Here is a 22,705-nt window from a genome sequence, read left to right on the forward strand (position 1 = left end):
CCTCACGAAGGTTCACGCACGGGGCCTCGGACAGTAAGGGGACCGACGTGCTTTATACCCGGGCCACCTGGCGTTGTCCAGTGTTGCGGACAACCGCCGGTTGCAACAGAGAGTCCTGGCTAGAACGGTTCCGCCCTGGGGACGGCACCCGTCGACGTTGACGGCACGCCGGTTTGGTGACAGGGTGCCAACGGTTCTCCAAGCGCCGCCACCCGACACCCAACGCAATCATGGCCACCCGATCCGCCGACCTCCCCTCCGCCTGGTCCCCCTTCAGCTACCGCGCCTTCACCGTCTTGTGGACGGCTACGGTCATCTCCAACATCGGCACCGGCATGAACACCGTGGGCGCGAGTTGGCTGATGACCACCCTGGCCCCCGACCCCTTGATGGTGGCCCTGGTGCAGGTGGCGACCATGGCCCCGGCCTTCCTGCTGGCGCTGCCGTCCGGGGCGCTCGCCGACATCTTCGACCGCCGCCGGCTGCTGCTCGCGGTGAATGCGCTGATGGCCCTGGTGGCGGCCACCCTGGCGGCCCTGGTCGCGACCGGGCGGATCGATACCCGGGCGCTCCTGTTCTGCACCTTCCTGCTGGGCATGGGCGCCTCCTTTATCTCCCCGGCCTGGCTCGCGATCGTCCCGCAACTGGTGCCGCGCCCGGCCCTGGGTCAGGCCATCGCACTGAACTCCATGGGGATCAATGTCAGCCGCGCCATTGGCCCGGCGCTGGCGGGGGTGCTGATCGTCGAGCTTGGATTTGTCGCCCCCTTCGCCGTCAATGCACTGAGTTTCCTCGTCATCGCCGCGGCGCTGGCCTGGTGGCGGCCCACCGGCGCGACCCACTCGACCCTGCCGGCAGAGGGCCTCGGCGAGGCCATGCGCAACGGGCTGCGCTTTGCCCTGCACAGCGCGCCGCTACGTGCGACCCTGGTGCGGGGGATCGCCTTTTTCCTGTTCGCCAGCGCCTACTGGGCGCTCCTGCCGATCATCGCCAAGGACTCGCTCGGGGGCGGCGCCCGGCTCTATGGTTTACTCATGGGTTGCGTGGGGGTCGGTGCGGTGCTGGGCGCACTCTTGCTGCCGCACGTCAAGCCGCGGCTGGGGGGCCATGGCACCGTGGTCGCCGGCAGCCTGGGCACCGCCCTGGTGCTCGCCGTCTTCTCCCTGATCGCCAATCCCACGGCGGCCGCGCTGGCCTCGCTGCTCGGCGGTATCTCCTGGCTCTTCGTGCTGTCTACGCTCCAGGTCTCGGCCCAATTAGCGCTGCCCAATTGGGTGCGCGCCCGGGGACTGTCGATCTTTCTGACGCTCTTTTTCGGCAGCATGGCCCTGGGCTCGGTCATCTGGGGTAAGACCGCCTCCGTGCTCGGGGTCGACGAGGCCCTGCTGATCGCCGCCGTCGGCGCACTACTCGGCGTAGCGCTCACCTGGCGGGTGCGGGTGGGTGAAGGCGATGTGCCGGACGTGGCGCCCTCGATGCACTGGCCCCCGCCGCTGATCTTGCTCGACCGGCCGCAGGATCGGGGGCCGGTGATGACGGCCATCGAATACCGCATCGACCCCTCCGACACCCCCGCCTTCCTGGCCCTGATGGCGCAACTGGCCCAGTCGCGGCGCCGACTCGGGGTCATCCAGTGGTGGATCATGGAGGACGCCGCCGCACCCGGCCTCTATGTGGAATATTTCGTCGAGGGCTCCTGGCTCGCCCACCTGCGCCACCACGAGCGGGTGGCCGGCACCGACCGGTTGCTCCAGGCGCGCATCCACGCCCTGCACCGCGGCGACCAACCCCCCGCGGTGCGGCACCTGCTGGCGCCGCCGGTTGGCAGCACTGGCGGTTGAGCCGCCCGGTGGGACAGGCGACTAACCCGAATAGCTCACGCCAAGGCGCCAAGCACGCCAAGGGGCCATCGGTTCGCACCGCGAACCCTACGGCTTGTGCTGCGCCCGTAGGGTCCGCTGGGCGGACCAACGCCCCCTAATCGACTGCTTTCTTGGCGATCTTGGCGCCTTGGCGTGAGACTCTTGAGAAATCCAGGCTATGCCCCCGCCCAAGCCCCCGCCAGCACCCGCGCCGGGTCGGCGATCGACTGCCAGCGCAGCAGGCGCGCGGCGTTGCGGTTGCGGTAACTCAAGAGCGGCATGACGCCCGCCCGCAGCACGGCCGCGCCCGCCGCCTCGCCCATCGCAATCTCGGCACAGGGCTGCTGCTGCGCCGCGCCCTCGTCGCGATAGATGTGGCTGGGCAGGTCGCCCAGGTCGCGACCGGTCTCCAGGTCCAGCTCCCAACCGGACTCCATAAAGGCCTGCCCCGCCAACAACGCGAGTGCGAGCGCCGGGCTACCCCACAGATAGTCCGCGTGCTCGCGCACCGCCAGCTCCTCGAAGGCGAATGCACCGATCGGGTCGCTGTCCTTACCATAGGGCAGCCGCACGAGGATGCGCGGGGCGGCCAGCCCAATCCAGGGCGCGACCGGGCTTTGGCGCAACGCCTGCCAGAAGTCCAAGGTGGCGGCCTCCAGCGGCTGCCAGGTGGGCGGATCGCCTAACCGCTCGACCGTGGCGCAGCCGAGCAGAGACGGCCGGGCCGCGGCCAGCAGCGGCGCGCCGGCACGCCCGGCCATGGCCCCCAGCACGGCGAGCAGTTGCAACTCATCGAGATCGGCACCGAAGTCGAGATCGGTCACCAAGAGCGACCAGGGCTGGCCATCGGGCGCCGTGGTCCGGGGTCCGCACAGATGACCGTGGAGCACGGAACGCGCCAGGTCCGCCCCGTGCGTCGCCAGGTCCTGCGCCAGTTCGTCGCGCGTCACATCGAGCAGGGACAGGTGCAGCGTCTCACCGAGGTCCAGCTCGCGCACCAGGCGCTCCACCCCGCGCCAAAGGGACTCCAGCGCCTGAAAGGCCGGGTCGTGCAGCACGCGCCGCATCTGTTCGGCAATCGCCTCGTCCACCGCGGCGAGCAGTACACGCTGCTCGTGGCCGATGTCCGGCACCACGTGCGGGGAGACCATGGCGTGCAGCCAAGCCGTCAGGTCGGCGCCCCCGGCGGCCGCCGCCGGGGGCGTGCTCGGTGCGCGCCCCAACAGGCGTTCGAGATCGTCCGCACCCTCCACACTCGCGGGGCCGACGGGGTCGGGCGCCGCCGCCGGTGTACCACCCAGGGCCGCCGCCGCCCGACTAAACTGCGCCGGGTCGGCGAGCTCGGTGCGCAGTCGACGCAGCGCAACGAAGGGCGCCAGGCGCTCGAACAAGCGGTCGGGGTGAAAGTCGTCGGGTGAGCCGAACTCGATCGTCAGGGGCGTGCCGTCCAGCACCAGTTCGAGGCGCGGCGCCAGGCGCGCGAAGATCTGTTCGAAGTTGTCGATGTCGACCCCGATCGGCGTGCGCTGCGCCAAGGGCACGGCGGCGCCGCCAAAGCGGCCGAGCACCAGGATGCGAAACGGATCGGTTTCGTCGCGTGGACGCGCGCCGGACGCGTTGGAGAAGCTGAAATCGAACTGCATGTGTGGCTTTTTCATTCCGGTCTCCGGGGCGAGTCGGGTGGCGGTCATGGTGGCGATGGCGCGCACGCACGTCAACCTAGTTGGCGTCGTTGCGCCGCCAATGAAAGCAAGTCTCTCCCCTTGCCCCGGAGCCCCGCAGGGCCTATAGTGCCCCAGACACTTGGGGGCGACTTGGTTTCGACGTGGGTCGCGAAACCTTAGGTGCATGCCGAGGTGCAGGTACCTCGTTAAACCGTCTGCAAATTCTAGTTGCCAACGACGACAACTACGCCCTCGCTGCTTAATCCCAGCGGGCCTCCGACCGATGTTTGCCTGTGGGCATCGGGTTCCGGGGGTAACAACACATAGGATCGCGGTGACGGGAGTCCAGACCTGATCCGCTAAAACCCCAAATTTGGAATCGCCGACCGTGCGCCCTGCCCTTCGGGCGCGGGAAGGCTAAAAAAAGTAGAACGGGCTAAGCATGTAGTACCAACGGCAGAGGGCTTGCGGACGCGGGTTCGATCAACACAATCGGTCGCCTTTGCTCGTAAGGGCAAAGTGAAAACGGGGCTCACATCGGAGAACCCTCAAGCCGGCTCAAGACCGGCATGGCAACCCCGAGGGGTAGGAAGAGGGCCAACCTCAGGCCTGCCCTGTAGAGACTCATAGAGTCGCTGAACCGGATAACGGTCGAGCGGCCACTAGGATCCGCGGTTAACGCGGATAACACGCCCCGCATCCGGACCACCGGGTCGTCACCGGACCGGATGAAGGTATAGTCCAGGCCCTATCGAAAGATGGGGAATCACTGTCCCGCCGCCTCCACCATCAGCGGGCCTTGGAGTCACATCCAAGGCCCTTTTTTTTTGCGCGCAAAAAACCCATGAGCGACTAACGCGAAGTCAACGAACTCAGCCCAGTCGACGCCGCCTACATCGCCGGACCGATCGACGGCGAGGGCACCGTCTCGCTGCTGCGCAAACACAAGCGGGACAACCGGCAAGTCGCGGCATTCTTCGCGATCGAGCCCGGCGCTGCCGCAGGGAGCGCTAAACCGACAGGCCGAACGCGCTGTAAGCCGTTTCCCTCGCCGCGTCTGGCATCCGACTCAGTCGGCGACACGGTTTGAACCCGTAAGTCCTATGGTACATGCTCGGATTCGGCTAAGATGAGCCGGTCAATACGCGGATGTGCCACCACCGCCCCCAGCAGGCGGGCGACTGCTTGTCCGACCTGGAGACAGGTATGGTGGTTCGTGCTGGAGAAGCGCTTCTGGATCTATACCAAGCTGGCCGAGAAGGACCGACTGCACCGGCAAGTACCACATAAGCAATTCGTGGACGGCGAGGGCCTTCTGTATCTGGGGCGCAGCCATCGACTGAAGTTGGTCGATGAACAGGCGGTGCCGCTGCGGCTCGCGAACGGTCGTTTTGCCCTGCGCCGCGATGCCTTGCCTGATGCACGCGCGCACTTCATCCGCTGGTACAGTACACATGCACGCGCCTGGCTAGCCGGCCGTGTCGCCGACTATCAGTCGCGTATGGAAGTCACACCTGCCGGGGTGAAGGTACAAGACCTGGGCTACCGTTGGGGCTCTTGCGGCAAGGGCGACTGGCTGTATTTTCACTGGAAGGCGATCTTGCTGCCGACGCGCATTGCTGAATATGTGGTGGTGCATGAGATCGCCCACCTGCACGAGCCGCACCACACAGCCGCGTTCTGGCTGCGCGTCGAGCGCGCCATGCCCGATTATGTCCAGCGCAAGACCTGGCTGGCTGAACACGGAATCGAGGTTGAGGGGATCTGAAGGGGTAGAGGCTTCACCGTGAAAATACAAATAGGATTTAGCCGCAAATGAACGCAAACGAACGCAAATCAATATAAGGGGTTACCCGTTGTTCGCTGGAGCAGACAATCCACCCGGCAGGTAAGCCGAGCTTACTTCAGAGAAACCAATAGCCCATTTTCATATTTTGCGTTTCTTTGCGTTCATTTGCGGCTTAACTGCTTTTTCTTGGCTTATGTCCCGCGCACTGGAGTACCGCTGATGCGCCGCCTGATCATGCTGTTGTTGCTGTGCTGCTACACCCTGCCCAATGCCATTGCGGGCGCCACGCCCGGCCCCCGCATCGGCCTGGTGTTGAGTGGCGGCGGGGCGCGCGGGGCGGCCCATGTGGGTGTGCTCAAGGTGCTGGAAGAACTGCGCATCCCGATCAGCGTGGTGGTGGGTACCAGCATGGGCGCCCTGGTCGGCGGGACCTATGCCAGCGGCCTAAGCCCGGCGCAGATGCAGCAGCACCTGAGCTCCGCGGACTGGAACCAACTGTTCGTCGACGACCCGCCGCGGGCGGATTGGCCCATCCGCCGCAAGGAGCAGGACCTGCAACCCTCATTCGACTTCAGCATCGGGGTCAATGCCGACAAGCTGCGTGTACCCAAGGATGGGCTCGCCAAGCAACCGCCCGGGGCCTTCTTAAGCGACCTGTTTCAGTTGCCCCAGGGCGCCCTGGCCGGACAGAAGGTCGAGCTGTTTTTCAGCAATCTGGTGAAGAACGCCGATGGCGTGCGCCGCTTCGACGACCTGCCGATCCCATTCCGCGCCGTCGCCACCAACCTGGAGAACGGCACCATGAAGGTCTTCGACTCCGGCGCCCTGCCGGAGGCAATGCGAGCCAGCATGTCGGTACCCGGGGTCTTCGCCCCGGTGCGGATCGACCACCATGCCTATGTGGATGGCGGGCTGGTGCGTAACCTCCCTATTGATGTGGCGCGCGGCCTGGGTGTGGACCTGGTGATCGCGGTCAACCTGGGGAGTTCCTATCTGCCGCCGGAACAATTGAGTTCGGTGGTCGGGGTGCTCGGTCAGATGGTGGCGATCCTCACCCAGCAGAATGTCGATCGCTCGCTCAAGACACTCGGCCCCAATGACATCTTGATCTCACCCGACCTGGGCGATATCAGCTCCACCGACTTCAATCGCGCCGCCGATGCCATCCGTATCGGGGTCGCCGCCGGCCATGCCGCCGCATCGCGCCTGCGGCACCTGAGCCTGAGTCCGGCGGACTGGGCCGCCTGGCAGGCGAGCCGTCGGCACCCGGCGCCTGATACCGTCCCTATCACTGAGGTGAAAGTCGTTGGACTGCACCGCGTCAACCCCGCCGTCTTCAATCCACTGATTGTACACCAGGAGGGCCGGCCGTTGGCGCGCCGACAATTGGACTCGGACATCTCCGCGATCTATGGCCAGGGCGACTTTGCCAACATCAATTATCATCTGGAGCCTCGCCCGGGACGCCCGGGAGACGCGCCCGAGGACGCCAACCGCCTGATCGTCAATGCCCGCGAGAAGCCCTGGGGACCCGGTTATCTCACCTTCGGGGCCGGGATCTCGACCGATTTCGAGGGCGACATCGCTATCGGCGTGCGTGGGACCTATCGCCGCACCTGGGTCAATCGACTCGGGGCCGAGTGGTATACCACCGCCCAGCTTGGCAGCACGCTTGACCTCTATAGCGAGTTCTATCAGCCACTCTCACTCGCCGGGCCGGCCTTTATCCTGCCGAGCGCCGACATCCTGAGCGCCCCGCTCAGTGTCTTTGCGCGGGACTCCCGCGTCGCACGCTATGATGTGACCCGCAGCGCGCTCGGGCTGGACTGGGGCACGAAGCTATTCGGGTCGAACGCGCAACTGCGCCTGGGCGCGATCCTGAACACCGTGGTCGTCCGACGCGACACCGGCACCTCTAAACTCCCGGAGGGGACCAGTAACGAGAACGGACTGCGCGGCAGCTTCGTCTATGACACCCTGGACAGCGCCTATTTCCCCCGACACGGGAACCGCGTGTTATTCGATGCAGTGTCGCCCCAGCGCGCCATGGGGGCGGATCTGAGTTTTAACCGGGTGTCAGGGCGCTGGACCGCGGCCTATAGCCGCGGGCCCAACACACTCAGCACGCGAGTCATGGCCGGCACGACCATCGGCAATGCGATGCCCTATTACGACCAATTCACGCTGGGCGGCTTTCTGAAATTGTCCGGCTATTCCACCGACCAATTCCGTGCCAACCGCTTCGCCTTCGGCTCGCTCGTCTATGCCCGCAAGATTGCCAGCCTGACGCCGCCGCTGGGTCGCGGCATCTATCTCGGCGGCTCACTGGAGGTCGGCCGGCTGGAGCGTACCGACCCGGGATGGACCCAGCCCGGAACCCGTTTCGGCAGCAGCCTCTTCCTCGGGGCCGATACCTGGCTGGGTCCCGCCTATCTGGCACTGGGGATCGCGGGGAACGGGTCGACCACGACCTATATCATGTTCGGCCGACCCTAGATGCCACGAATACGACGAAACCCACATCGCAAAGCGATTCAAACCTGCGCTTGGCATATAAAAGTAGACGGGATTAACAGGAAGATTCGTCCGCAAATGAACGCAAATGAACGCAAATAATCAGGAGTCTGAGCCAGGCAGCCGGTTCACCTCGCAGGCTATCACGGGGCTGAGGCTCAGAATCTAATCTTAATTTGCGTCTTTTGCGTTCATTTGCGGACAATGACTCTTTCCGGGCTTATAGGTGCAACAAGGTTGGGCCAAACCAGCCCAATAGGCCGAAGCCGGCGCCGATGAGACCCAAGCCGCCGGACAACCAGGCCAAGAGCATGGCCCCGGTGACGACTGCCGCGGAGGATAACACGATGGCCAACTGCAAGGCGGCGGCACCGTATTCAAACAGGTGATAGGCGGCCAGCGACTTATCGCGCCGTTGCTCGGCGGCCTTGGCCTTTTGCGACAACTCCTTGCGTCCTTCACCCGTTTCGGGCTCCGAGTCGTAACGGGCCGCGGTGGCCTTCCATCTCTGGATTTGCTTCTCGACGGCCTGCGCCTGCTCCGATCCGGCAGCGGGCGGATTGAGCATCAGCGCATCGGCCTGCACCTGCATGACGGTCATGCGGATCGACTTGGCCTGAAAGAAGCTCCACAGATTGGCCGCCTCGATATTGGCGGTCACCGAGGTATTCTGGGCGCTCTTGCCCGCGGTGTCGGTGATCGCCAGTAAGGCCGCCAACAAGCTGATCAGTACCGCGATGTGTTTCGTATTAGCGCTCGGAACGCCATGTTCGGCATGATGACCATGGCCATGACCGGCCTCGTGAATTTTTTCGTGCGCTTCCAGGATTTCCATTGCTTTCGTTTTGGGCTAAGTGGGAGATGGCCCCACAACATTGGGGCAGGGCCGCCACATACAATAGCCCGCCCGACGCCAACGATGACCGCGAGTTGAGCGCCGAGCGGGGAGCGCGTCAGCCCCCCTCGTTCGGCACCGCGGCCGGGCGTCCCACCCGCGGGGCACGCGCCCCCGCCCACAGCAGGGTGTGCAATTCATACAGACCGTCGCGATGCGACACCAGCGCGCGTTTTTCCGCCGCCTTCAGGGTATGAGCGCCATCGTCCTGGAGTTGAAAGATCAGGCCTTCCAGGTAATGGCGGCGACGACGATTGGGCGTCTCGTCCGGCAGCAATGAGGCGTGCAGCGAATAGGCGCAGGGATTGACCACCGCCTGATACCATAGATCGTCCCCGGTTGCCGAGTCGCAGGCCGATGATTCGGCGGCCGCCAGGTTCTGCTCCAGCAATTGCAACACCCGCGGCTGAGTCGTCTCTTCCGGGGTCAGAAAGATACCGGCACGCCGGGCCAATTGACCGAGCCATACCCGGCTGGTGAGCATCGACACCGGGATCGCCAGCGCGAGGCCCGCCAGCACCGGGGTGAACCACCAGAAGAACGCGGGCACATAGCGATAGCTCAGGAAGCCGACCACCGCGGCGATCAGGGTATGTGAGAGATGGGTACCGAAGGCCTCGGCGAATCCGGTCTGATGGTCGCCACGCTGTTGGGCCGGCCAGCCCACGTTCTGGCGCAACAGGATCGCGGCCACGAACTTGCTTTGGAACAGCATCAGCACGGGTGCCAGCAACACCGAGAACAGGCTCTCCAGCAGGACGCTGAAGGTCGCCCGCACCAGGCCGCCGAATTGCGGACGCAGCTTGCGCTTGGCGGCCAGCAGGACCAGGGCCAGGAGCTTGGGCAGGAAGAGCATGGCGAGCGTCACCCACAATACCGTGGTCATCTCGACCGTAAAGGTCTCGGGCCAGACCGGCAGGAAATTGTTGCCGAAGAAATAGACTGGCTCCACCAAACTCTGCAAATAAGCGGCAATACCGGTAATCACCAGAAAGATGAGCCACAGGGGGGACGCCATATAGGACATCACGCCCATGACCAAGTGCAGCCGATTTAATGGCTTGAATCCACGCGCCAAGACCAGGCGGCTGTGCTGGAGATTGCCCTGGCACCAACGGCGGTCACGCTTGGCATAGTCGATCAGGGTGGGCGGGATCTCCTCGAAACTGCCGCCCAGGTCATAGGCCAACCAGACCCCCCAGCCGGCGCGACGCAGCAGTGCCGCCTCCACAAAGTCATGACTCAGGATCTCCCCGCCGAAGGGTTCGCGCCCCGGCAGCTTGGGTAGCCCGCAATGCTGGGCGAAGGGCTTGACCCGGATGATGGCATTGTGACCCCAGAAGTTGCTGGTGCCGAGCTGCCAATAGGAGAGCCCGGCGGTAAACATCCGCCCATACAGGCTACCGGCGAACTGGATCATGCGCGCAAAGAATGAGGCGCGGTTCACCGGCACCGGGGGCACCTGGATCAGGGCCACGCCGGGATTGCGCTCCATGCGCGCCACCATCTCGACCAAGGTCTCACCGGACATGATGCTGTCGGCGTCGAGCACGATCATATAGCGATAGCGCCCGCCCCAATTGCGGCAGAAGTCCGCGATGTTGCCGCTCTTACGGCTGGTATTCTCCACCCGGTTGCGGTAGAACAGCCGGGCCGGCGTGCCGAGCTCCATCGCCCATTGGCGCCACAGCAACTCCTCCTGCACCCAGATATCCGGATCGCGGGTGTCGCTCACCACGAAGACCTCGAAACCCTCCTGTTGGCCGGTCTCCGCTAATGACTGCCAGACGGCCCGCAGCCCGGCAAAGACCCGCACCGGGTCCTCATTGTAGACCGGCATCACGAGCGCCGTCTTGAACGGAGCGCTCGGCGCGTCCTTGGCCGGATCGCGGGTGTCCGCGGTGGCGATGGCATAGCGGTCGCGCCCGGTCAGCAGGATGGCAAACCCGATGGTCGCGGTCCAGAAGGAGGCGCTGATCCACAGGGTCAGGATCGCATAGAGGATGAGCATCACCAGCTCGAGCGGCTGGGTCCCGCCATCCTGGAAGGCAACGCTCAACAGACTCAATGCGCCGAGCGTGGTGAGCAGCACCAGCGAGAAAAAGAGGATGCGGCGCAATTGGTGCCCGCGTACTCCAGTCAGTGCGTCACTGCTCATTGCGGGCGCCCCTGATGCGAAGCGGCCGCCGCAGCATCGGCCGGTAACATACCGAGCAGGTGCCGCAGGGCCGCGGCAATGGCATGACCCACGCGGCGCCAGAATAGATCGATGGTGTTCGGCACCATGGCGAGGGGCGCGTCGGGGGGAAGCGCCTGCACGACGGCGGCCTGGATGGCCGCGGCACGCGACTCCCCGGAGACGCCGGCGAAGCGCGCCGCCCAATGCGGCACGGCGCCGCTCAACACGGCCGCGCGGGCCGTGAAGAGTGCAGAACGGTCCCCTTCGATCCCCAACTCGGCACACAACCAGGCATCGAGCGCGCCGTAGGCCTCCTCGATGGCGGCCTCCAGCGGGTCTTCCAGCGGCACCGCGGCGGCGCGGGTCTCCAGGCGCTGGCGAATACGCGCGGCCAACCGCTCCAGGTGCAACTGGTCCTCGATCCCCAGGGCGCGCAGATAGTCGGTTACCCGCCCCGCCACGCCCGCCCAGAGATCGCCGCCCTGGCCGCCGCCGATCGCCGGGGCCGCCCCCATCATTCGCGAATCCATTTGAAGCTCCAGGTCTCACTCAGCACGTCATTGCCATTGCGCAAATAGGCGCGCAGGTCCACCGGGACGCCACCATCGGGGGTCAGCTCAAAGAACAGGCGCCAGCCATTGGTCTCCGGATTGGGCTGAACGATTGACTTGGACAAGGTCCCGGAGGAGCTGGTCACCACCGCCTCCACTGGGGTCTCGGGCGGCAGACTGGCCAGGGTCGGCCCCCCAAAATCGACCACGAACTTACGCTTATTGGAATCCAGTACCACGGTCCCGCCAGCGCCGATGCGCGTCGACAGGGTACGACCGCCGGTCAATTTGGCCTCCGGATCGGCGGCAATACGCAGGCGGTAGTTGTATTCGAAGGGCTTGCCGATCGCGGGCGCACGCTCCGGCACCCAGAATGCTGCGATATTGTCATAGCGCTCGGAGTCGCTCGGGATCTCCACCACCTCGACCACACCCTTGCCCCAGTCGCCGATCGGCTCCACCAGGGCACTCGGGCGTTTCTGGTAGTGGGCCTCCAGGTCCTGATAGTTGTTAAAGTCGCGGTCGCGTTGCAGCAGACCGAAGGCGCGCGCGCTGTCGGCACGGAAGTCGCTAATGCGCAAGCCTTTGGGATTGACCAGTGGGCGCCAGATGCGCTCCCCGGTGCCGGTCTCGATGAGCAGCCCGTCCGAGTCATGGACCTCGGGGCGGAAGTCGTCCATGAAGCGGTCGGTATCCTCGGCATGAAAGAACATACTGGTGAGCGGCGCCAGGCCAAGCTTCTTGACCCGCTCCCGGAAGAACAGTTGCGCCTTCACATCGATGACCGTCTCCAGCCCCGGGGTGATGAGAAAGCGATAGGCACCGGCCACGCTGGGACTGTCCAGCAAGGCATAGATGGTAATTGAAGTCGCATCCCGGTCTGGCTTCTCCAGCCAGAACTCACGAAAGTTCGGGAACTCCTCCTTGCTCGCGAGCCCGGTGTCGATGGCGAGCCCGCGTGCGCTGAGTCCATAGTTGAGACCCTGGGGCACCGCGCGGAAATAGCTCGCGCCCAGAAAGACCGCCAATTCGTCGAATACGTCGTCGCGATTGAGCGGATAGAGCAACCGCACCCCGGCAAATCCCAGGTCCTCCGGCGTGTTCGCCAGGTCCGCCGGCACGTCGTTCTTGCCATAGTTGTACAGACTGCTCTTAAAGGGCACCGGGACGGCCTTCCCGCCTTCGATCAGGTTGATCGTGACCCGGTCCTTGAACATCCCGCCGCGCGGGAAGAGTTCGACCTGGAACGGCAGGGATTCGGATCGCCAGATCGACTGATCGCGCCGGAAGCGGATGTCGCGGTACTGATCGTAGTCCAGGCCGGCAAAGAAGGCGGGTAGCGCGGGCTGATCCGGCTGATAGGGCGCGGCGGCCAGGTCCCCGGCGCGGCGCACCACGGAGGCGAAGGTAAAGTGACCGGGCACACCCTGCTCGGCGCTGCGGGCAGAGGGTCCGGCCTCGGCCAGGTTCCAGGGGTCGGCGGTCAGCGCGGCAAGTGAGAGGGCTGCGCACAGGGGAAGGAGTCCGAAACGTCTCGGGATCATAGTAGGGAATCACCTGTTATTCAGGGTTGCGCAAGTGGAATCAGGGTGGTGGTGGTCATGGGTCGGGTCGCGCACGGCCGGCCGCGAGCTCTAGTCACTGGGGCTGGGGGCCGGCTACCCCCGGGGTGGCGCATCCCGACCGCTGGCGGGCCGGCCTGCCGCCGCTCTGGCGGCCACGCCCGCGCCACCCCCGGTGCCACCAAGGCGCCCTGCGGAAAAGTGGATTGTATGGCAGTGCCTAGGGTTCACGCACGGCCCTTAACACGCTATTTGCAAAATTGCCGCCGCGGCCGGGCCAACTAGGCCTCGTCCGGCCGGCCCGCCAGCGGCTGAAAACTCTGGTTGTGGACCGACACTCGCGTTAAGCTGCCAGCCGATCAAGTCGCTGGGGGAACATCCGCCCCCCGACCAGTGCATGAACGAACTCTGTCGCGCCGGTGCCGCAGGGTGAGCGACCCGCCATCCCGGCGATCTGGCGCTCCCGCCGCAGACCCATCATACAGAGGATGTTCAGGACTTTCCCTAACCCCTGTCGACTGGGAGTTGGCCGACACGAGTCCACCGCCGACCCGCGCCCGCCGCTACTCACGATGTCACCGCAAGCGCACTCTATGTCTCCGGATCATCAGACCCCCGCCGCCACTGCTGCCGACGCCCCCTTACCGGGCGGCGGGGGCGCAGCGCCGCCCGACTTGCACCAGGCCAATGCACGGTTGCTCGAGGCACAGCGCCTGGCCCGCCTGGGCGACTGGCGTCTGGAGGTCGGCAGCGGTCAACTTCACTGGTCGCCCCAGGTCTATGCCATCCTCGGGCTCGACCCCACCGGGGCGCCCCCGGCGCCGGAGACCGACCCCGACCTGATCCACCCCGACGATCGCCCGGTCTATGAGGCCGATCTCGCCCGCGCACTGGCCGACGGCACCCCGTACGCGCACGAACTGCGTATCCTGCGCCCCGACGGCACCCAATGCCACCTGCAAGCCTTGGGCCATGTGGAATGCGACCCGGCGGGCCGACCGACCGCCCTCTACGGGACGGTGCAGGACATCACCGACCGCAAGCGGGCGCAGCAGCGCCTGGACTTCCTCGCCCACCACGACGCCCTGACCGGACTACCGAACCGCTCCCTGCTCGAGGACCGGCTGGCGCATGCCATTCGGCGCACGCGCCGCGACGGCGGGCACCTGGCCCTGCTGTTGCTCGATCTGGACGGATTCAAGACGATCAACGACACCTTGGGCCATGCGGTGGGAGACCGCGTGCTGGCCGCGGTGGGTACACGTTTGACCGAACGCCTGCGCGGCACCGACACCCTAGCCAGACACGGCGGGGACGAGTTCCTGGTCCTCCTGGATGGCAACATCGATGCCTCCGGGGCGGCAGCCGCGGCGGAATCCTGTCTGCAAGAACTCACCGCACCGATCGCCATCGAGGCCAACAACATCCACGTCTCGGCCAGTATCGGCATCGCCCTCTACCCCACCGATGGCAGCGACGCGGAAACCCTGTTGCAGAGCGCCGATCTCGCCATGTACCGGGCCAAACAGCGGGGACGCGGTCGCTACCAGTTCCACAGCCCCGAGATGACCGCCGCCATCCAGGGCCAGCACGCACTGGAGGTCGCGTTGCGCGGTGCCCTGGCCCGCGGCGAACTGGCGGTGCATTATCAACCCCAGATCGACCTCACCAGCGGCGCCCTGTGGGGGGTGGAGGCCCTGCTGCGCTGGACCCATCCGGAGTTGGGCGCCATCCCACCCGCGCGTTTCATCCCGGTCGCCGAGCGACTGGGGCTGATCAGCGAGCTGGGCGATTGGGTCCTGGGCATGGCGTGCCGGCAGTTGGCCGCCTGGCGGGCCAGCGGGCTACACATCCCCGGGATGGCGATCAATGTCGCGGGCCAGCAACTCGAACGGGCCACCCTGTTACCCACGCTGCGCCGCGTCCTGGAGGAGACCGGGCTGGCACCCGGCGACCTGGATCTCGAGGTCACCGAGTCGGTGATCATGGGCCACAATCCGCGCGTGATCACGGCCCTGAGCGACCTGCGCGCCCTGGGCGTGCGCCTGGTAGTGGACGACTTCGGCACCGGGTCCAGCGCGCTGGGCCGGCTCAATCGCATCCCCATCGATCGGCTCAAGATCCATGGCTCATTTATCCGCGACATCGGCCGCGGCCCGCGCGAGGAGGCGATCATCCGCGCGCTCATTGGTTTGGGTCGAGACCTGGGACTGGAGGTGCTGGCCATGGGGGTGGAGCGCGAGATCCAGTCCCAGGTCCTGGAGGCGGTCGGCTGTCGGTTCGCCCAGGGCTATCTACTCTGCCCGCCGATGGACGCCGCGGCCCTCGGGGTACTGCTGGCCCGCTGGGCTGGGCTGGAACTATAGGCTTGGAGCGCGCTCCCGGCGCGACTTTCACGGTGACACAAATGACTCAAGGCCCCCGCCGATCCTCAATCTGCGCCATGCTGATGGCCGCTGCCGCTGCCGTCGGTTGTTCCAACAACCCCCGCGAAGACGTGCGACTCGCCCTGTGCAAGGACATGGTCAGGGTGGAACTGGGCTCGACACCCACCTGGCAGGGCAGCCGGGTGCAGCTCCACGGCCATGAGGACGCCGTAGTGACAGTGCGCTTCGCCACCGCCGCCGGCGACCAGCAGGCGGCCTGCCATTACAAACATGCCGGGCTGGACGATACGGCGCTGACACTGGCCAATCCGATCGAGGCCTACGCCACCTCCCCGTCGAAGATGGTCCTCAACGGGCGCACCCTCACCGGTGCGAACCTGGCGCAGTTGGTCATGCGGGCGATGCAACGACAGGGGCGTGAGTTCGTCGACCGGGCACGCGAGACGCTCAAGGGCCAGTAGCGCCCGGGGCGCTGGGAGCCGCTACTCCATCAGCCGCTTGATGCGCCGTACGGCCTGCTCGGCGCCGTCCTGAATCGCGGCGCGGACCAGCGGCTCGAAGGGGCGCAGCATCAGACCCAGTGGCTTCAACTCGCAGGCGAAGTCGAGACGGGTATGGGGTGCGACCCGCCCGGATGCGGCCCCGCCGCCGAGCGCGACTGGGCCAGCCGGCGCGAACACATAGCGGATGCGATAACGCTGCCTGTCGCGCTCCTCGAACGCCAGGTGCCGCAACGGCTCCAGGGCGATAACCTCGAAGGTGGTGTCAGTCCGTCGGCCGTGATCCACCCGCACCTGGCGCGCCGTGCTGCCCAGCCGGATGGGTCCGGGGTCGAACACCTCCAGGTGTTCGATCTCAGGCGACCAACGGCGGTAGTTCACAAAAAAATCCTGGGCGACGAACGCGAACACCGCCTCGACGGGTCGCTCGATCAGGATGTGGGCATGGGAGCTGATCACGGGTAAGGGCTCAAATCGGATGGCGACAGCCCTGAGACTACCAGCCCCGGGCCCGGGACGAAAGCCCACCGTCAACCAGCGCCGAGCCCAGCGGTTGACAATGCCCCCCAGGGCGCTAGGATGTTCGGCTATTCACGCGGGGGCGAGCGCCCCGGGGCCAAGCACGCCCCGGCGACTCCCGCACCAGCCCCCGACCCGGATCGACCCATGCCCGAGACCCATCCCCTGCCCCGCCACGACTGGACCATTGAGGCGGTCGTGGCCCTGCTCGACCTGCCCTTCAACGACCTGCTGCTCCAGGCGCAGACCACCCATCGCGCACACTTCGCACCCAACCGGGTCCAGGTCAGCACCCTCCTGAGCATCAAGACCGGGGCCTGCCCGGAGGATTGCGGCTACTGCTCACAGAGCGCGCAGCATGACACTGAACTCAAGCCCGAGCCGCTGCTGCCCCTGGCCGCCGTCGTCGCGGCCGCCACCGCCGCCAAGGCCCAGGGCGCCACCCGCTTCTGCATGGGCGCGGCCTGGCGCAACCCCACCGACAAGAACCTGGAGCAGGTCATCGCGATGATCGAGGCGGTCCACGCTCTGGGACTGGAGAGCTGCGTGACCCTGGGGATGCTGACCGCCGCCCAGGCCCTACGGCTCAAGGCGGCCGGGCTCGACTACTACAACCACAACCTGGACACCTCACCCGAGTTCTACGGCCAGGTCATCAGCACCCGCACCTATCGGGATCGGCTGGCGACCCTGGAGCACGTGCGCGCGGCGGGGCTCAAGACCTGTAGCGGCGGCATCCTGGGGATGGGCGAGTCGCGCCGCGACCGCGCCTCACTGCTGTGCCAGCTCGCCAACCTGCCGGCCCACCCCGAGTCGGTCCCCATCAACCTGTTGGTGCAGGTGGAGGGCACGCCGCTCTTCGGTACGGCGTCGCTGGACCCGCTGGAGTTCGTCCGCACCGTGGCCACCGCCCGTTGCATGATGCCGCAGTCCCATGTCCGGCTCTCCGCCGGGCGCGAACAGATGAGCGACGAGCTCCAGGCACTGTGCTATTTCGCCGGGGCCAATTCGGTCTTCTATGGCGAGCAACTGCTCACCACCCCCAACACCGGGGCCGAGCGCGACCGGGCACTGTTCGACCGCCTAGGGCTCACCTTCGAGGCGTTCGAGCCGGAGCGCCAGGAACCGGGTGGCTGCCACCGGACCCAGGCGTCGTAGGGTCCGCTGTGCGGACCGAACGTCCGGCGCTGCATTCATGACCCCGAACGACTTAACCGCCGACCTGGAGCGTCGCCGCACCGCGGGGCTCTATCGTCGGCGACGCGTCCAGGACGGCCCGCAGCAGCCACAGGGCCGCAGCGACGGCCGGCCCATGCTCAATTTCTGCAGCAATGACTATCTGGGCCTCGCCAACCACCCGCAGGTGATCGCCGCCCTGCAGCGCGGCGCGGACCGCTGGGGCGTGGGCAGCGGCTCCGCCCATCTGGTCAACGGCCATAGTGCCGCCCACCAGGCACTGGAAGAGGAACTGGCGGAGTTTACCGGGCAACCGCGGGCGCTCCTCTTCTCCACCGGCTACATGGCCAATCTGGGGGCGATCTCGGCGCTCGCCGGGCGCGGCGACACGGTGTTTCAGGACCGGCTGAACCATGCCTCGCTGCTCGACGCCGCCGTGCTCTCGCGCGCCACCCTGCGCCGCTATCCCCATGCCGATGCGGCCGAGCTTGCCCACCTGGTGGCAGACCGTCATCCCAGTGCGCCCTGCCTCATCGCCACCGACGGTGTCTTCAGCATGGACGGCGACCTGGCCCCCCTGCCCGCCCTGGCCTTGATAGCCCGCCAGACCGGCGCCTGGCTGCTGGTGGACGACGCCCACGGCCTGGGGGTCCTGGGCCGGGAGGGGCGCGGCAGCCTGGAGCACTTCGGCCTGCTGGACACCGCGCGGCCCGCACAGCGGACCCTACCTGGCGACGCGCTGATCCTGATGGGTACCCTGGGCAAGGCGTTAGGCACCTTCGGCGCCTTCGTCGCCGGGTCGCAGGCACTGATCGAGACCCTGATCCAGCGCGCCCGTCCCTATATCTACACCACCGCGACCCCGCCGGCCCTGGCGGAGGCCACCCGGGTGAGCCTGGCCCTGGCGCGCCGGGAAGACTGGCGGCGGGAACACCTCAAAACGCTCATCGGGCGCTTTCGTGCCGGCGCCGCGCAGCTCGGCCTGCCCTTGGCAGACTCACCGACCCCCATCCAACCGCTCACCGCCGGCAGCAACGAGAACGCACTCGCCTGGAGCCAGGCACTGGAGCGCGCCGGCATCCTGGTCACCGCCATCCGCCCGCCCACGGTCCCGGCCGGCACCGCACGGTTACGCATGACCTTGAGCGCGGCCCATACCGAGGCGGACGTGGAGCGACTGCTCGCCGCCCTGGCCACCCTACCCCGAGACCAAGCCCCATGAACGAACCACGCAACACCCTGGCCGACCTGCTCGGTCTCGACGCGCCCGCCGGTGCAGACCTGGTCCTGCTGCACGGCTGGGGCATGAACTCAGCCGTCTGGGATGGACTGCCCGCGGACCTGGCGCCGGGGTTCACCCAGCACCGGATCGAACTACCCGGTCACGGCGAAAGCCCCTTCCCGCCTACCCTGGGTCCAGGTCCGGGCGCCCTGTGGCGCTGGGCGGATGCCTGTCTGGCCGCCGCACCGGAGCGCGCCGTCTGGCTCGGCTGGTCCCTGGGTGGCATGGTCGCGCTGGCCGCGGCCCTGCGTGCGCCCAAACGGGTGCGCGGGCTGATCCTGATGACCGCCACGCCGCGCTTCGTGCGCGCCGAGGACTGGACGCCGGCCATGCCCGAGGCGACCCTGGCCGAGTTTCACGACGGTCTGTTGGCGAACCCGGCCGGGACCCTGGCGCGCTTTCTGGCGCTCCAAACCCGTGGCAGCGACCAGGCCCTGGAGGTGCTGCGCACCCTGCGCCAAGAACTGGCCCTGCGTCCCGCACCCGACCCGGCCGCCCTGTCGCTGGGGTTGGACCTGCTGCGCGACGAAGACCTGCGCGGCCCCCTGCCGGACATCCGCTGCCCCGCGCTCTGGCTCTTCGGGAGCCACGACACCCTGGTCCCGCCGGCCGTCGGCGAGCGTGTCGAGTGCCTGATGGCACGGGCGCAGACCCAGGTCATCGCCGGCGCCGCCCACGCCCCCTTCGTGTCCCACCCGCAGGAGACCGCGGCGGCCGTCCGCGCCTTCCTGGCCGAACTGGATCAGCCGCCCGCGCCCGACCCGCATGAACAGGAATCCGGCCGTTCCTGGATGATCGATCGCATCGACATGGCCCCCAAGTCGCCAGGTCAGGACGGCCCCGCGTGAAACCGCTGGTCCGAGCATGAAGGAACTGCCCATCGACAAGGCCCGCGCCCGTCGCGCCTTCGAGCGCGCCGCCCCGGGCTATGACGCGGCGGCCCTGCTGCAACGCGAGATCGCCGACCGGCTCCTGGAGCGGCTGGACTATGTGCGCCTGGAACCGCGGCGCATCCTGGACCTGGGCGCCGGCACCGGCTACGCGATCGATGCACTCCAGCGGCGTTACCGCAAGGCGCGGGTGATCGCGCTCGACTTTGCCCACGCCATGTTGCTCCAGGCGCGGCGCCGCGGCCGCTGGTGGCGCCACCCACTGTGCCTGTGCGGTGAGGCCGAGCAACTGCCGCTGGCCGACGGGTCCGTGGACCTCATCGTCTCCAACGCCGCCTTCCAATGGTGTAACGACCTGGACCTGGCGTTCACCGAGTGCCTGCGGGTCCTGCGCCCCGGCGGGCTCCTGATGTTCACCACCTTCGGCCCGGACACCCTCAAGGAGCTGCGCCTGGCCTGGTCCACGGTCGACGGCTACAGCCACGTCAGCCCCTTCCCGGACATGCACGATGTGGGGGATGCCCTGGTGCGGGCGCACTTCGCCGACCCGGTGATGGACATGGAGCGCCTGACCATCATCTACATGCAACTCACCGAACTGATGGCCGACCTCAAGGGCATCGGCGCCCACAACGCGACCGGGCAGCGCCCCCGCGGACTCACCGGCCCGCGCCGGCTGGCCGCCGTGCAGGCCGCCTATGAACTGGAGCGCCAAGACGACGGGCGCCTGCCCGCCAGCTACGAAGTGGTCTATGGACACGCCTGGGCGCCGGAGCAGAAGCCGGTGGCCGAGGGGATTGGCGTACCCATCAGCGCCATCGGCCGGGCCGGGACGCGGGGTCGCGGGGCATGAGCGGCGTCTTCATCACCGGCACCGATACGGACTGCGGCAAGACCACCGTCAGCCTGGGACTGATGGCCGCCTGGCAGGCGCGCGGCGAGCGGGTGCTGGGTATGAAACCGGTCGCCTCCGGCTGCGACTTGAGCCCCAGCGGCCTGCGCAATGCCGACGCCCTGCGCCTACAAGGCCAGGGCAGCCACGCGGCGCCCTATGAGTTGATCAACCCGTACGCCTTCGCGCCGCCCATCGCCCCCCATATCGCGGCGCGCCAGGCCGGGATCGAAATCACGGCCGAGCCCATCGCCCGCGCCTACCGCGCCCTGGCCGCCCAGTGCGACCGGTTGGTGGTGGAGGGTGTGGGCGGCTGGCGCGTGCCACTGAGTCCGCGGCTCTCGGGCAGCGACCTCCCCGGTGTACTCGACCTGCCGGTCATCCTGGTGGTCCGCCTCAAGCTCGGCTGCATCAATCACGCACTACTCACCGCCGAGTCCATCCGCGCGCGGGGCTGCACCCTCGCCGGTTGGATCGGCAACGGTATCGACCCGGGGATGCAGGCGGGAGAGGAGAACCTCGCGACCCTGGGCGAGCTGATCGAGGCGCCCTGTTTGGGCGTCATCCCGTCGCTTGAGCACCCCACGCCGGAGTGCTTGGCCAGATTGCTGCGTCTTCCTTTGTGGCTTGACAGTTTAGCCCGGTCGGGTCTAGCTTCATCGGGTAACCATCAGGAGTGAACCATGACGACCATCGCCTTCGACACCCTCAAGTATGCCGAGCGACTGGAAGCCGGCGGCGTACCGCCCCAGCAGGCAAAGGCCGAGGCGCAAGCCTTGGCCGAGGTGTTGTCCTCTTCTGAGGTGGCCAGCGCGCGCGACATCGAGCGCCTGGAGTCGAAGCTCGACCTATTGCGCAGCGACCTCACCGGCAAGTTCACGCTGCTGCAATGGATGCTCGGCCTGCTGTTGGCCGGCGTTGCCTCGCTCGTCATCAAGTCATTCTTTTAGCGGCCGATCGGACTTCATCTCGTGCCCAAGCGCGCGGCCTCGCTCTGAAAGCGGACATCGTTGAGCGGCCTCATGGGTGTGGGTACTGCGCTGGTGGTAGGCGATCTGTTCGGACAGCCAGGGCTCGCACACCAAGGCCAGGGCCAGCCGCGGGGTGAGGGTCAGCAGTCCACGCTGGGGCGCCTGGCCGGGCTGCTGAATGCTCTTTGCTGCGTGTAGACTAGTTGGGCGGAACGGGGCACCGACCGACGGATGCGGGAGTCCTCCGCTGGGTCCGGTTCGCGCAGCCGTTCCTACCAGGCGCTCTCTGTGGCCGACGCGGTCGGCCAACCAAGAACACGTCGAGAGGTCATCTTATGAGCGAAGTTGAAGCCATTGAAGCCCGCATTCGCGCGTTACCACCGCAGGACTTTGCCGCGCTACACGAGTGGTTCCAAGCGTTTGAAAACGAGCGCTGGGATCGACAAATCGCGGCCGACTTCAAGGCTGGTAAGTTTAATACGCTAATCGAAAAAGCCCGGACCGAGTTTGCGCAGGGTACAGCACGCGAGCTGTGAAGCATTACACATCCTCTGATTTCTGGGATGCATACCGAAAGCTGCCTGCTGATATCCGTGGATTGGCGGACAAGAATTACGAACTGTTGACAGCCAACCCGCGTCATCCGTCGTTACCGCTCAAACGCATTGAACCTAAATCCGGAAGTTGCTCACGCCAAGGCGCCAAGGCGCCAAGAAAAATCAAGAGCATGTGGGCAGCATCCGCATCACCCGACGGGTGAGTCACCAAGGGGTGATAACGAATTGAAGGCCTTGATCATAACTCCGGCCGTAGGGTGGACAAGCGCTAGCGCAGTCCACCGAATCCCGCGCCGCGGCTGGTGGACTGCGCTGCGCTTGTCCACCCTACGATGCCGCGTGGCCGGAATTATGATCAAGGCCGAATTGAAAACCCTTGGCGTGAGAACTGCTATTTCTAGGGTAATGGGCCTGCTGCGCCATTCGCCAATACGACACCGAGACACCCGCGCGCTGCCGGGGCCGGACTGGTGGCCAACCATGCGGATCAGGCCACCGTCAGCCCCGCCGTTGTG

At 66.6% G+C, this 22,705-nt stretch carries 18 protein-coding genes and 1 other RNA gene; 13 read left to right on the forward strand and 6 right to left on the reverse strand.

Going from position 1 to position 22,705, the window contains the following annotated elements; genetic code table 11:
- The first annotated feature begins 230 nt into the window (after window positions 1–230).
- Entirely contained in the window at window positions 231–1,841 is a 1,611-nt protein-coding gene (locus QZX93_RS25360) for an MFS transporter (protein WP_295387585.1), read from the forward strand.
- A gap of 197 nt (window positions 1,842–2,038) precedes the next feature.
- On the opposite strand, the gene QZX93_RS25365 is transcribed toward QZX93_RS25360, so the two are convergent.
- Window positions 2,039–3,520, reverse strand: a complete 1,482-nt coding sequence (locus QZX93_RS25365) for a type VI secretion system contractile sheath large subunit (RefSeq protein WP_295387581.1) — start codon at window positions 3,518–3,520, stop codon at window positions 2,039–2,041.
- 155 nt (window positions 3,521–3,675) lie between these two features.
- Here QZX93_RS25365 and ssrA point away from each other — a divergent pair.
- The 3 genes from ssrA (at window position 3,676) to QZX93_RS25380 (ending at window position 7,811) form a co-directional block, all read left to right on the forward strand.
- Window positions 3,676–4,012: a transfer-messenger RNA gene (ssrA, locus tag QZX93_RS25370) on the forward strand.
- 643 nt (window positions 4,013–4,655) lie between these two features.
- Window positions 4,656–5,294, forward strand: a complete 639-nt coding sequence (locus QZX93_RS25375; RefSeq protein WP_295387574.1) for a SprT family zinc-dependent metalloprotease — start codon at window positions 4,656–4,658, stop codon at window positions 5,292–5,294.
- Window positions 5,295–5,534: 240 nt separating this feature from the next.
- Window positions 5,535–7,811 carry a patatin-like phospholipase family protein gene (locus QZX93_RS25380; RefSeq protein WP_295387571.1) on the forward strand — a complete coding sequence of 759 codons (2,277 nt, stop codon included), beginning with the start codon at window positions 5,535–5,537 and terminating at the stop codon, window positions 7,809–7,811.
- Between the two features lie 238 nt (window positions 7,812–8,049).
- On the opposite strand, the gene QZX93_RS25385 is transcribed toward QZX93_RS25380, so the two are convergent.
- The 4 genes from QZX93_RS25385 to QZX93_RS25400 all read right to left on the reverse strand — a co-directional run bounded on the left by QZX93_RS25385 (window position 8,050) and on the right by QZX93_RS25400 (window position 12,998).
- On the reverse strand, window positions 8,050–8,664 hold the full coding sequence (locus tag QZX93_RS25385; protein WP_295387569.1) for a DUF4337 domain-containing protein: 615 nt from the start codon (window positions 8,662–8,664) through the stop codon (window positions 8,050–8,052).
- A 118-nt stretch (window positions 8,665–8,782) separates the two neighbouring features.
- Window positions 8,783–10,882: a glucans biosynthesis glucosyltransferase MdoH gene (gene mdoH, locus QZX93_RS25390; protein WP_295387565.1), complete on the reverse strand. Its 2,100-nt coding sequence runs from the start codon at window positions 10,880–10,882 to the stop codon at window positions 8,783–8,785.
- Window positions 10,879–11,433, reverse strand: coding sequence for a hypothetical protein (locus QZX93_RS25395; RefSeq protein WP_295387562.1), 555 nt, complete (start codon window positions 11,431–11,433; stop codon window positions 10,879–10,881). Before QZX93_RS25395 ends, mdoH begins: the two co-directional genes overlap by 4 nt.
- On the reverse strand, window positions 11,418–12,998 hold the full coding sequence (locus tag QZX93_RS25400; RefSeq protein WP_295387560.1) for a glucan biosynthesis protein: 1,581 nt from the start codon (window positions 12,996–12,998) through the stop codon (window positions 11,418–11,420). Before QZX93_RS25400 ends, QZX93_RS25395 begins: the two co-directional genes overlap by 16 nt.
- A gap of 611 nt (window positions 12,999–13,609) precedes the next feature.
- Here QZX93_RS25400 and QZX93_RS25405 point away from each other — a divergent pair.
- Together QZX93_RS25405 and QZX93_RS25410 are read left to right on the forward strand one after the other, a co-directional pair.
- Window positions 13,610–15,382: a GGDEF domain-containing phosphodiesterase gene (locus QZX93_RS25405; protein ID WP_295387558.1), complete on the forward strand. Its 1,773-nt coding sequence runs from the start codon at window positions 13,610–13,612 to the stop codon at window positions 15,380–15,382.
- Between the two features lie 41 nt (window positions 15,383–15,423).
- Complete coding sequence (locus tag QZX93_RS25410; protein ID WP_295387555.1) at window positions 15,424–15,864, forward strand: hypothetical protein; 441 nt, start codon at window positions 15,424–15,426, stop codon at window positions 15,862–15,864.
- Window positions 15,865–15,885: 21 nt separating this feature from the next.
- On the opposite strand, the gene QZX93_RS25415 is transcribed toward QZX93_RS25410, so the two are convergent.
- Window positions 15,886–16,362 (reverse strand): SRPBCC family protein, encoded by a 477-nt coding sequence (locus tag QZX93_RS25415; RefSeq protein WP_295387552.1) that lies wholly within the window; start codon window positions 16,360–16,362, stop codon window positions 15,886–15,888.
- A gap of 207 nt (window positions 16,363–16,569) precedes the next feature.
- Here QZX93_RS25415 and bioB point away from each other — a divergent pair, with 207 nt between their 5' ends.
- From bioB to QZX93_RS25450, 7 genes are all read left to right on the forward strand, one after another.
- A complete protein-coding gene (gene bioB, locus QZX93_RS25420; protein ID WP_295387590.1) occupies window positions 16,570–17,580 on the forward strand; it encodes a biotin synthase BioB in 1,011 nt (336 codons plus the stop codon).
- Window positions 17,581–17,617: 37 nt separating this feature from the next.
- Entirely contained in the window at window positions 17,618–18,820 is a 1,203-nt protein-coding gene (gene bioF / locus QZX93_RS25425; protein ID WP_295387549.1) for an 8-amino-7-oxononanoate synthase, read from the forward strand.
- Complete coding sequence (bioH, locus tag QZX93_RS25430) at window positions 18,817–19,728, forward strand: pimeloyl-ACP methyl ester esterase BioH (protein ID WP_295387545.1); 912 nt, start codon at window positions 18,817–18,819, stop codon at window positions 19,726–19,728. The genes bioF and bioH overlap by 4 nt, the downstream gene beginning before the upstream one ends.
- 16 nt (window positions 19,729–19,744) lie before the next feature.
- On the forward strand, window positions 19,745–20,623 hold the full coding sequence (bioC, locus tag QZX93_RS25435; RefSeq protein WP_295387541.1) for a malonyl-ACP O-methyltransferase BioC: 879 nt from the start codon (window positions 19,745–19,747) through the stop codon (window positions 20,621–20,623).
- Window positions 20,620–21,342: a dethiobiotin synthase gene (gene bioD / locus QZX93_RS25440; protein WP_295387538.1), complete on the forward strand. Its 723-nt coding sequence runs from the start codon at window positions 20,620–20,622 to the stop codon at window positions 21,340–21,342. Before bioC ends, bioD begins: the two co-directional genes overlap by 4 nt.
- 3 nt (window positions 21,343–21,345) lie before the next feature.
- Window positions 21,346–21,612, forward strand: coding sequence for a DUF1640 domain-containing protein (locus QZX93_RS25445; RefSeq protein WP_295387535.1), 267 nt, complete (start codon window positions 21,346–21,348; stop codon window positions 21,610–21,612).
- 356 nt (window positions 21,613–21,968) lie between these two features.
- On the forward strand, window positions 21,969–22,169 hold the full coding sequence (locus tag QZX93_RS25450; protein ID WP_295387532.1) for a hypothetical protein: 201 nt from the start codon (window positions 21,969–21,971) through the stop codon (window positions 22,167–22,169).
- Window positions 22,170–22,705: the final 536 nt, after the last annotated feature.

It is taken from the genome of uncultured Thiodictyon sp. (assembly GCF_903946935.1).
Lineage (GTDB): Bacteria > Pseudomonadota > Gammaproteobacteria > Chromatiales > Chromatiaceae > Thiodictyon.